Source organism: Lederbergia citrea (genome assembly GCF_018343525.1).
In the GTDB taxonomy this organism is placed as follows: Bacteria; Bacillota; Bacilli; order Bacillales; family Bacillaceae_C; genus Lederbergia; species Lederbergia citrea.
The window spans coordinates 422124-433165 of sequence record NZ_JAGYPH010000003.1 but is presented as its reverse complement, the minus strand read 5'-3'; the positions used below and the strand labels follow the sequence as shown (position 1 = coordinate 433165).

The 11042-nt window shown below is 38.7% G+C and carries 9 protein-coding genes; 5 read left to right on the top strand and 4 right to left on the bottom strand.

Translation table 11 applies throughout. The features are described 5' to 3' along the window. The first annotated feature begins 60 nt into the window (after nucleotides 1-60). Nucleotides 61-951: a foldase protein PrsA gene (locus KHA88_RS16585; protein WP_213122529.1), complete on the top strand. Its 891-nt coding sequence runs from the start codon at nucleotides 61-63 to the stop codon at nucleotides 949-951. Between the two features lie 90 nt (nucleotides 952-1041). Beyond that, complete coding sequence (locus tag KHA88_RS16580) at nucleotides 1042-1794, top strand: hypothetical protein (RefSeq protein ID WP_213099062.1); 753 nt, start codon at nucleotides 1042-1044, stop codon at nucleotides 1792-1794. Nucleotides 1795-1829: 35 nt separating this feature from the next. Here KHA88_RS16580 and KHA88_RS16575 read toward each other — a convergent pair whose 3' ends face one another. Then, on the bottom strand, nucleotides 1830-2510 hold the full coding sequence (locus KHA88_RS16575) for a DUF421 domain-containing protein (protein ID WP_213099063.1): 681 nt from the start codon (nucleotides 2508-2510) through the stop codon (nucleotides 1830-1832). Nucleotides 2511-2720: 210 nt separating this feature from the next. Here KHA88_RS16575 and KHA88_RS16570 point away from each other — a divergent pair, with 210 nt between their 5' ends. The 3 genes from KHA88_RS16570 to KHA88_RS16560 all read left to right on the top strand — a co-directional run bounded on the left by KHA88_RS16570 (nucleotide 2721) and on the right by KHA88_RS16560 (nucleotide 6667). Then, nucleotides 2721-3194, top strand: coding sequence for a C40 family peptidase (locus KHA88_RS16570; RefSeq protein WP_249313297.1), 474 nt, complete (start codon nucleotides 2721-2723; stop codon nucleotides 3192-3194). 784 nt (nucleotides 3195-3978) lie between these two features. Beyond that, a complete protein-coding gene (locus KHA88_RS16565; protein WP_213122528.1) occupies nucleotides 3979-5997 on the top strand; it encodes an FIMAH domain-containing protein in 2019 nt (672 codons plus the stop codon). 199 nt (nucleotides 5998-6196) lie between these two features. Continuing rightward, nucleotides 6197-6667, top strand: coding sequence for a C40 family peptidase (locus tag KHA88_RS16560; RefSeq protein ID WP_249306135.1), 471 nt, complete (start codon nucleotides 6197-6199; stop codon nucleotides 6665-6667). A 404-nt stretch (nucleotides 6668-7071) separates the two neighbouring features. On the opposite strand, the gene KHA88_RS16555 is transcribed toward KHA88_RS16560, so the two are convergent. From KHA88_RS16555 to KHA88_RS16545, 3 genes are all read right to left on the bottom strand, one after another. Then, nucleotides 7072-8775, bottom strand: coding sequence for a DL-endopeptidase inhibitor IseA family protein (locus KHA88_RS16555; RefSeq protein ID WP_213122527.1), 1704 nt, complete (start codon nucleotides 8773-8775; stop codon nucleotides 7072-7074). A 79-nt stretch (nucleotides 8776-8854) separates the two neighbouring features. Beyond that, nucleotides 8855-10240, bottom strand: coding sequence for a sensor histidine kinase (locus KHA88_RS16550; protein ID WP_213122526.1), 1386 nt, complete (start codon nucleotides 10238-10240; stop codon nucleotides 8855-8857). Next, entirely contained in the window at nucleotides 10237-10944 is a 708-nt protein-coding gene (locus KHA88_RS16545; RefSeq protein ID WP_213122525.1) for a response regulator transcription factor, read from the bottom strand. Before KHA88_RS16545 ends, KHA88_RS16550 begins: the two co-directional genes overlap by 4 nt. Between the last annotated feature and the right edge of the window lie 98 nt (nucleotides 10945-11042).

Sequence of the window (11042 nt, the reverse complement as noted above, 5' to 3'; positions counted from 1 at the left end):
ATAGTTTGTTCATATTTTCCGATTATGCTTAAAGGACGAGTATAAGAGGGAGGATATATGATGATTCAAAAATTAGCTGGGAAAAAATTTATGTTGTCTGTTATTGCCTTAATTCTGGTTGGTACTTCACTTCTATTCGTCGCGGCATTTTCAAAGCGAGAGACATTAGCGAGTGTTGGTGGTGAAACGATTACGAAAGATGATTTATATGAGGTGCTTACAGAAAAGTATGGTACGGAGACGCTCAACTCTTTAATTGAAGAAAAGGTCATCGCAATGGAAGTGAAAAAAGAAAAAGTCGCTGTTTCCAAAAAGGAAATTGATGAGGAATTGGCTACATATATCCAATCATATGGCGGGGAAGAAGCATTTAACTCTGCCTTGATGCAAAGTGGAATTTCAGAAGAGAATGTAAAAAAAGATATTAAACAATATTTATCCATTAAAAAGCTCATGGAACCTAAAATTAAAATTACTGACAAGGAAATGAAGGATTATTTTAAAGAACATAAAGCATCTTTCAATCAAGAAGAACAAGTAAAAGCAAGCCATATTTTAGTTAAAGATGAATCAACAGCGAAGAAGGTAGCCAAAAAGCTAGCTGATGGAGATGATTTCGCGACATTAGCGAAGGAATATTCGACAGACACTGCCAGCGCTGAAAAAGGCGGCGATTTAGGGTATTTTTCGAAAGGTAAGATGGTGAAAGAGTTTGAGAAAGTAGCATTTTCATTGAAAAAAGGCGAGATTAGCGATCCAGTAAAAACAGAACACGGTTATCATATTATTAAGGTGACAGATAAAAAGGCAGCAAAAGAAGCAGTCTATGACGATCATAAAAAAGAGATAAAAGAAGCATTATTTAAAGAAAAAGTTCAAAAGGAATATCCTACATGGCTTGAGAAGAAAAAAGAGAAATATAATATTAAAAACTCATTCGGACAAGATTAATTTTCCTTTTGAATAGTTTGTTTATCGATTCGGTTTAAAATCGGGCATGCTATTCAATGAAAGCATCGACATCCAAGGAGGAATCGTAAAATGAAAAAGAAATTGGTTACATATCTACTCGCAACCGCCCTTACATTTGGAGCAGTTAGTATGGCATCAGCGCATCCGGAAAATGAGGCCGGCACCCAGCAAAAAACATTTGATATTGAACGCGGGTTCCATAAAAAGGTATTTAACCACAACCAAGAATTTCTCGAAAAACAGGCAAAAGAGCTTGGGATTGAAACCGAAGGAAAAGATGCAAATACACTTCGGCAAGAAGTAAAAGCGGCGATCATCAAAAAGCAGGCTGAAGCATTAGGTATCAAAACAGAAGGCAAAGATATCAATACATTAGAAAAAGAAGTCCGCCGCGCTTGGATCGAGCACATAGCCAAACAATGGGGCATTAATACACAAGGCAAAGACGATAAGACCATAATGAAAGAAGTAAAAGCGGCAAAAATAAATAAGGCTGCGAAGGAACTGGGCATTTCAACAGAAGGCAAAGATATCAAACAACTCGCCCGTGAAGTGCGTGAGGCCCAAATCAAAAAGCATGCCAAAGAATTGGGCATTTCAACAGAAGGTAAAGACCTTGGACAGTTAGCCAAGGAAGTCCAAGAAAAAATGATCTACCGAGCCGCGGAAAAATTAGGCGTAAACACGGACGGTAAAACCCCTAAAGAAATCTTTCACGAAATTATGATGAACCATGGGGATAAAGTGAGGGAGATGAACCTATTTCCTTTTCAAAAAGATAATATGATTTTCTTTAACGGACATCACAAAGGACATCAATAAGGAAAAAGTAAGGAGCTTTCGTGGGCGAAAGCTCCTTACTCCTCGTATGTCTTTATATAAAATCCATCGTTTTCAGACCATTCGGCGAAAAAAATTTCCGATAGACGAGGGTGACCTATTTTTCCTAGTTCATTCTGCAGCCAATCAGTGGTTTTTCCTGCAAAACTTAGGTTTTCCTTTTTTATCTTACCCTCATCTATTAATAAAACGGAAGGACCTTCATCTTTAACATCTAATCCGAGCATATTCGCTGTTGGTGGTTCTCCACTAGAAAATTTCTTAATACTAATGTTCCCACTTGGCTCTAAGTACAGATCCCTTACTTCACGCAAAGAAAATACGCCTTCTTGCCTTAACATAGTACGAAGCTGCTCCATTTCAAGATGATTTTTACTCATGGCCTTCAAATCTAAAACACCATTTTTTATGATGACTGAAGGCTTTCCCTTTAGTATCGTTCTAATTGTATCGTTTTTTCCTACGAGTACTTCAACAATATAAATTAATATCCCCCAAACAGTCACTCCAAATAGCATCTGAAAAACCGATATTTTATCATCATATAAACTTTCTTCAAGAAGAGCGCCCAAGATAAGTGCATACACAAAATCAAATGGAGTGAATTGACCCATTTCTTTTTTTCCGAGGAGTCTGGTAACGACAAGTAGCGCTCCCAGCCCAAAGACTAGTTTTATAACCGTGTCTAAATAAAGCATCCATCCGGCCTCCCGAAAATCGTATATATTGTATATATCCTATATACCACGGACAGGAAGACAGTAAGCACTTCGGTCCTAATGGGGAAATTTACCGATTAACCTTTATGTAATCATTTTTAACCATTAAGAAACCAATGCCTTTTCAAAATTGTATATGATCAGTTTGTAGCAAAAATACAATTTGAAAGTAGGGATTTACAAATGGAAATGAGTTTGTCAGCAACAAAAAGATCATCAGTCATCGTCGCAATTGTCGCCGCTCTCGCTCTTTTATTCTCAACTATGTTTGGCTTAAATGCAGAAGCCGCACAGACGAAAGGTGATAAGGTAGTCTCTTACGCGCAAACGCTAAAAGGGAGTAAATTTAAATGGGGCGGAACTACACCAAAAGGATTTGATGCTTCAGGTTATACGCAATATGTATACTCAAAAAGCGTTAAAGTGAAGTTGCCAAGAACTAGCGCAGATCAATATAAAGTTGGTAAAAGTGTAAAGCTTGCTGATTTAAAGCCAGGCGATTTAGTATTCTACAAAACTAATGGAAAAACAGTTTCTTTTGTAGGTATTTATGTTGGTAAACAACAATTCATAGGCGCAACATCAAATGGTGTTCGACTTCAATCAATGAATGATTCTTATTGGAAAACAAAATATGTTGGTGCGAAAAGCATTGTGAAATAACCTTCGGTAAGAGCCATTGAAACGGGATAAGGCGAAAGAATTCATCCACTTTTTGATATATCTACTCGTTGCTGTTTCCCTTATCAGCGTGATATATCTGTTAATTCTCTTTATATTGCTCAAATATTAAAACTCAACGAAATATCTCCTGCAGAAAAATTTTAGCAGGGGATTTTTTAATTTTTATTTTATATAAAGAAGATTATTTTCCCTTAAAATCATTCATATTTCTACATTTAAATTTTGCAGGAAATATTACTTTTCTACATAACACCCAACTTAATATTCACTCCTTTCTTCCAGTTTTCTATAATTATATGATGAACCTTGTAGTATTTTAATGTAAAAAGGCGGCCTGTTTTACTTTATTTGTAATAACAAACTGCATCAATTGGTATTTACAATTGCTTAGACGTGAAGTATAAATAATGTATTCTGAATACTTTCTGTCAGGAGAAACTTTGAAAGGGGTGATACAAAAAAATTATTTCAAAATGATAGCGCTTTCAGAATTCCATCTATGAATCTAGTCATCAATTAGGTTTTTGTTAGGTTCATTTTTGAAAGGGGAGTATGTATGAAACGTGCTAAGTTTATTGGAGGAAAGTCACAACAACTACTTATAATTGTCATAACGTTTCTTTTGTTAATGCCATCAAGCTTTAGTGCTATTGCCAAAAATGGAGGAGATGAGATGTCTGTAAAGGCTCTTACGCCTGACCAGACTGTTACGAACATGATCAACGACCTGAATGTAACTTCTCTAGCTGACCGCGAGGCGGTTGTGCTTACGAGGCGTACTTACGATAGGCTAAGTTCAGCACAAAAGGGGCTAGTAACTAATTTGGAATTACTTGAAAAAGCTGAAGCACAGATTGTAAAGCTTTGGATTGATGGTGCAGAAGTTGTCACACTTGTTGATGAGGGACTTGTAGGTGTTCTGCAGGAGGAATACGATGCATTGAAACCTGCTCAAAAAACATTTGTAACGAATGCTGACAAGCTTGATCAGTTAGAAGCGAAGCTTGAAGCACTGGCATTAAAAAAAGACAAAAATTTTGCAAAGGCAAAAGAGGTCCAAGCGGTTATTGATCAAATGCAGGTGCTAGGATATGCCGATAAAGCTTCGGCAAAAGCAGCTAGAGCAGCATATGACGAACTGACGGGTGACCAGAAAGCAATGATCACCAACTATGGATTGCTAAAAGATGCAGAAAATAAGATTGCTAATTGGGAAGGCAACCCGCAAGTTCACAAAGCGCCAGATAACATTGCTTATGCAGGTACCCGTTCTTCAGATTACGGTGTGAATGGACAGTGGCTTGGAACAGAAGACTGGCAACACATTACTGACCAGATGGACGGCTATTTTCCAGGTGCACAACCAACTTACGTTTGGATTATCGGTAGATTAAACACGAGTGTGGGGGTAGGTGGAGTTAGGCTAGAATTCGAACAGCCTAATGACGGTGTAGATTATGCAGCTCAAAACATCAGTTTTGGTCCACCAACGAAGTCGGGTCATCTGTCACATGAAGAATACCTAGAATACTTTGATAAGCATGGAATTAAGGTATTTCTACAGGTGGAATCCGGTTTTGCGGATATGAAGACTCTAATGGACCTTATCTTTAAAAAGTACGGTCATCATGAAAGTGTCGTTGGATTCGGAGTAGACGTTGAATGGTATTACGGTGTCTCGGAAGATGCCGGACTGCCGGTAACTGATGCGATGGCACAAGATTGGGATGAGCATTTGAAGTCGATTAATAAAGACTATCGTATGTTTTTAAAGCATTATAATCACCGCTGGTTGCCGCCGACCTATCGAGGTGACATTTTGTTCTGCGATGATAGTCAGAGTATCGGCAGTATCGACGGGGAAGTAAAAGGGATGTATGAGGATTCGATGGGATTCATCCCTGAATTTAAGGCATGGGCTGACCACTTCTATCCGAACGAAGTACTATATCAGATTGGTTACCGCCCGGATGCAATGTGGTATTACACGCTAGATAAACCAGTAATACAAGATCTTGGTGAGCGTTTGGCTGAAGTGACTCGTCAAAATTTAGGAATCGCATGGGTGGACTTCACGATTAAGGACCCACTGACATTCCCAGCATTGTTCAAGGCGGACAGTGAAGTGGTAAGTGCGGTTAACACACTGGTCGGTTACCTAAGGGGCTCGGGTAACAACATGGTCGGCAAGCGTTTTACCGTAGGGGAGGCTACACTAACAGACGCTCTTTACGTGGCAAGGATACGTGAAGTGGTCGATTCACTGACCGAAACCCAGCGTGGTTTGTTGAATCAAAGCTATCTTACAAACCTAGTCAATCTCGAACCGGAAGCGGTTGACATTCGCATAGCCAATTTAGATATTTCCAAATTGAAAATTAAGGATAAGGAAAAAGTAGCTGACATTAGAGCAACTTACAACGCGCTCACAGCAGCCCAAAAAGCGCAGGTGACTAAACTGAGTCATCTTGAAGCTTCGGAAAGAGCTTTAGCGGCAATTAAAGTAGATGAAAGTGGCACTGCTTTAGCAGATTTGATTGCTTTACTCGATCACTTTGTTGCAACAGGGGATGTTAACGGCCCTTCCATCAACCAACTTTCCAATGGGTTGGATCAAGTGAGACACCACTTGAATGCAGGGCGTATAAAGCAAGCCGTTCAGCACCTAGAACAGTTCCGGAGTCACATGAATAAGCCTCCTCAAAGCAAAAATGTTTCTGATAAAGCTAAAGGATCGTTGAAATTGCAGGTTGATAGCCTGAATAAAAGATTGTCTAAATAAAAGAACATAATTAAGGGACTGTTCTAAAGTCAATCGACAAAGGAATAGTCCCTTTTATTTTTTTGCCGCAAAAAATCTCCCTTAACCTTTCTGTAACCATTTTTAACTTTTAAGAAACTAATGACCTTCCAAAATTGTATATGATCATTTTGTAGGAAAAATAAAATTTAAAGGCAGGGATTTACAAATGGTAATTAGTTTGTCAGCAACAAAAAGATCTTCATTTATCGTTGCAGTTGTCGCCGCTTTAGCTCTTTTATTCTCAACTCTATTTGGTTTAAATGCGGAGGCCGCTGCGCCGACGAAAGGGGAAAAGGTAGTTAATTACGCTCAAACTTTGAAAGGTAGCAAATTCAAAATGGGCGGTACAACGCCAAAAGGCTTCGATGCTTCGGGTTATACGCAATATGTATATTCAAAAAGCTTAAAAGTAAAGCTTCCACGTACGAGCGCAGATCAGTATAAAGTAGGTAAAAGCGTTAATAAGAGCCAACTAAAGCCAGGCGATTTAGTATTTTACAAAACGAATGGAAAATCTGTTTCATTTGTCGGTATTTATGTTGGTAAACAACAATTCATAGGTGCAACATCAAATGGGGTCCGCCTTCAATCAATGAATCTTGATTATTGGAAAACAAAATATGTCGGTGCGAAAAGAATTGTGAACTAAACCTTATTTTCGGGTAACAACCAAACGGGATAATGCGAAAGTTTAGTATCATATTTATTTTGATTCTCTTGTTATTACTCAAATTTAAACTCAACGAAAATTTTCCCCTACAGGTATTCTGATGCCGGTAGGGGGTTCTTTTTTGTTTCTAAAATAAAGAGGAGTCCAGATATAGTCAGTTTTCACTGACTTTCTGGACAGCCTTCACATAATTTCACGATTCATAGCCATCGATTGACCGTAAGAGTGTTTATTTTCTTTTTAGGGTAAATCGGACGCCCATCGATTGACCGTAAGAGTACTTAATTTCTTATTCCGGTAAATCGAACGCGCTCCCATTGACCGTAAGAGCCTTCATTTACTTCATTCGGTAAATGGAGTGCTCCTTTCTTCACCAAACTTCACTAAAACGTACCAATATCTGAAGAGATTTTCCAGCCATCCTTCGTTTTAGAAAATACAACATGAACGTATTCAAAGGAAAGGCTGGTACCTAGTGGAACTTTCAGGTCATATTCTTTTTCCGTTCCATTGTCTTTTTCTCGAACTACGGTTGCTTTTTCATAATTTAAAAGTGAGCCGCCATCTGCATTCGGTTGGGCGAGTATTCCATCGTGCTCAATGATTCCAGAGCGTTCAATATAAGAGCGGATTGCCCCTGATGTATAGGATTCCGAAAGAAATTCATTTAGTTTTTCGGAAGAGTTTAAATCGGATCCCATATAACGATAGTCAGTTTCATTATGAGTGAATGATTCAGCTATCTTACTAGGCATCGTTCCGCCTCTAACTACATCCCAGTATTTGTTTACCGCTACTTTTACCTGCTCAATAACAGATAAATATTTAAGGCTGGTATACTCTGGGTATACGAGACCAGGACGTACATTGGCAATCATTTTTTCTATTAATGTAACACTCTGTTCATAAATATTCGATTCTTCAAAAGTTAAGTCTCTATTTCCTCGTCGAGCAACATAAAGGAATTCCTCCGTCTCGGCAATTTCTTCTAGATCGGCATCCTTTTCCGGTATATACATATCCTTTGAATAGATTTCAATCGAAAACAATAGCTCTTTTTGATTCTCATAAGGAGATACAAAAACGGACACTACATAGCTATTCATCGTACCATTGTTTTCCTCGAAGGAAATATAGGGTGCAATCTCCCGGGGAACATCAATCGTAATTCCCGCATCGCGGATTTCGTATTGGAAATCTGAATTGTCATTTTGCTCTAGCGTTTTTTCAATTTTCTCCTTGAGATCCGTAAACTGGTTATAGCTCGGCACGACCATTTTATGCGCCATCCCTTTGTTAACGGCGAGCAAGGCTTGCTCAGGATAATTGGCCTTTAAATAAGCGTCTGCTAGATAATACCAATAGTAAGCAGCATCAGGTACCGCTTCGGTTCTGCGTTGATAATACTTGACGGCTTCAGGAAAGTACGCTGGATAATTCTTCTTATCAGAGATTAATAATCCATTATTCCATTGTAATAAATCGATATTATAAATATCGTTGACATCTTTTTTCCAAACAGCAAGCCTTGTTTTTGGATCATTTTCTATTTCAATCATGTCAAGGTCATGATAATTAACTTTCGTAAGCTGCTCAACGCCGCTTTGTTTCCACGTATAAACATCTAGAACATTTCCGGCTGAACTGCCAATTTTCCAACCAACGAGAAGTTCCTTTACTCCATCCCCTGTAAGATCTGAGGCACTTGCCCAGCTAACATCGTATCCTGAGCCTTTCTTGGCAAATACCTTTTCCCATTTCCCATTTTGTTTCTTTAAAATAAATAGACCGACTTGATCAGCGTTGTTTTTTGATTGGTAAAAGACAACTGCTTCATCTTGCCCATCACCATCCAAATCGGCACATAATACCGCATCTGTACCGATAGGAGCGTTAGCAGTCAATAAAACGGTTCCTTTCGGTAAATATTTTTTTGCCAGTTCATATACACTTTCGCTATCGGCAGAAGTTGCTGCCACTTGCTTAGGCACTTGTATCAAACTGCCAGGTTCGGGTAATATGTTACAGCCACCTAACACTAAAGAAGCTGCTACCAGACATGTCAATGAAACACGTCTCTTTTCCATTTTAATATCCTCCAATGCTCTTTTGAGCTCACTATACTTATTAATGGTAGGAAAGTCGTTATCATTCGATTGAAAAAGGTTACATACTGGTTACAGGAAGGGTGATAACCACTATTGTTCCTTCACCAGTATTGCTTTCCAAATTGATTGTGCCTTGATGACCTTTGATAATTTCCTCACAAATGGCCAGTCCTAGACCTGTTCCTGATTCTTGTGTCTTCCCTTTAACAAATTTATCTTTAATTGCATCTAATTGATCCACTGGTATGCCGATGCCCGTATCGATAATTTTAATGATGATTGAGTGATCATCTCCATTTTCCAGAGAAGTGCTAATTTCCCCGTCCTGAGGAGTATACTTAAGGGCATTATCAAGCAAATTTATAAACACTTGTATTAATCTGTTTTCATCAGCCCTAATAGTCTTAATATCTGCATTTATATTAGTTATCAGATGGATACCTTGTCTCTCGGCTCTAGGCTGCAGCTGGTGAATAACCTTTTCAATGAGGGCAGGAAGGTCAACTTCCTCAAATACAAAGGAAAGTCTTCCGCTTGATAAGCTTGATAAGTCAAGTAAATCACCGAGAAGGCGAGATAATCGCTCGCTTTCATTTGTAATAATTTCAAGTCCTTCCTGAAATAAATCATCCTTGGCCATGGAGTGTAAAGTAATTGCCCAGCCTTGGACGGACGTCAGCGGGGTGCGAAGGTCGTGGCTTACAGAAGCGATAAATTCATTTTTTAGCTTTTCATGTTCCTCTACCTGCTGTGCCATATAATTTAATGTGTCTGCCAGTCGGCCGAGTTCATCATCTTTATTCTTTGGTACCCTTGTTGAAAATTTTCCTGCGGCCATTTGCTCAGCTCCTATAATGAGTTGACTGACTGGCTTGGTGATTGTTCCTGCTAGGAAGAAACTGATTACGGCTGCCAACATGATGACTATGCTGCCAATTGCAAGAAGTATGAACGCATTCTCCGTAAAGACAGCATTCAATGGTGCAAGCGAGGTTGTTAACCGAATTGCACCAACGGCGGTGCTGCTGGATTTCAAGGGGTAGGTAACGGACATGACTTTTTCATTATTAAGTTTTCCTGTCCAATAGCCGGTTTTACCGCTAAGCCCACTTTGAACATCCTCTTCCTGCAAAATATTTTTTACATTACTTTTGTGAGACTCAGCCAATACATTGCCTTTTTCGTCAATAAGCTGAGCATGTACGTTAACAAGGAAGTTGTACTGTGATAAAAGTTGTTCGGCTTCTTTCTCGTATCTGCCCTCAATTAGTTCCTGTTCATAAAAGGAAGCAAACATCGCTCCTTGATCCCGGAGTGTTTGTTGCACTCCGCCTTTGTAATAAACCATTAATGCCGATAAAATAATCGTCTCAAATAAGACGACTGCGAAGATAATTAAAAGTAAATAACTTAAAACCAACCTTCTTTTAATTCCTTCTTTCATTGCATCTCCTCACTCTCGAGAAAGGAGTAGCCGTATCCCCAGACCGTTTTAAGAAATAAAGGATTGGAAGGGTCATCTTCAATTTTTTCTCTTAACCTCCGAATATGTACGTCCACTGTTTTCGGGTCGCCAAAATAGTTTAAACCCCAGATTTCATCAAGGAGTTCGTCCCTTGTAATCGGTTCGTTAAGTTTTTCCGTAAATAATTTCATCATTTGGAATTCGCGTATCGTTAATTTTATTAGTTTTCCACCTTTATAGACTCTTTGTGTTTTTAATTCGATAACAAACGGACCGGTAGTGACCTGGTGGGGATTAGCTGCTATAGATTTGCTTTTTGATCTTCTTAGTACGGAGCGGATCCTAGCGATGAGCTCGAGGGGATTAAATGGTTTCACAATATAATCATCAGCCCCGAGTTCTAAGCCCATAATCTTTTCCATATCTTGTCCTCTGGCGGAGACGATAATGATTGGAATTCCCGGATAGTTTTCTGTTATTTGTGCACATAGGTCAAGCCCATCCATATCTGGCAAGGTTAAATCCAATAAAATTAATGAAGGTTTATGATCCTTAATAAATATTAATGCCTGTTCCCCATCGCCCGCTTCGATTACTTCAAAATTTGAGCGCTGCAGATTAAAGGTAATTAATTTTCGTATCGATAATTCATCTTCTACTACTAATATTTTTCCTTCTCTCATGGTACAGACCCCCCTCAACATTACTCTTTTTAACTTCATTATATTTGACAATTGAGTAAAAAAGTTGAAGAAGGTTAAAAAAATTCGGAAATTGTCTT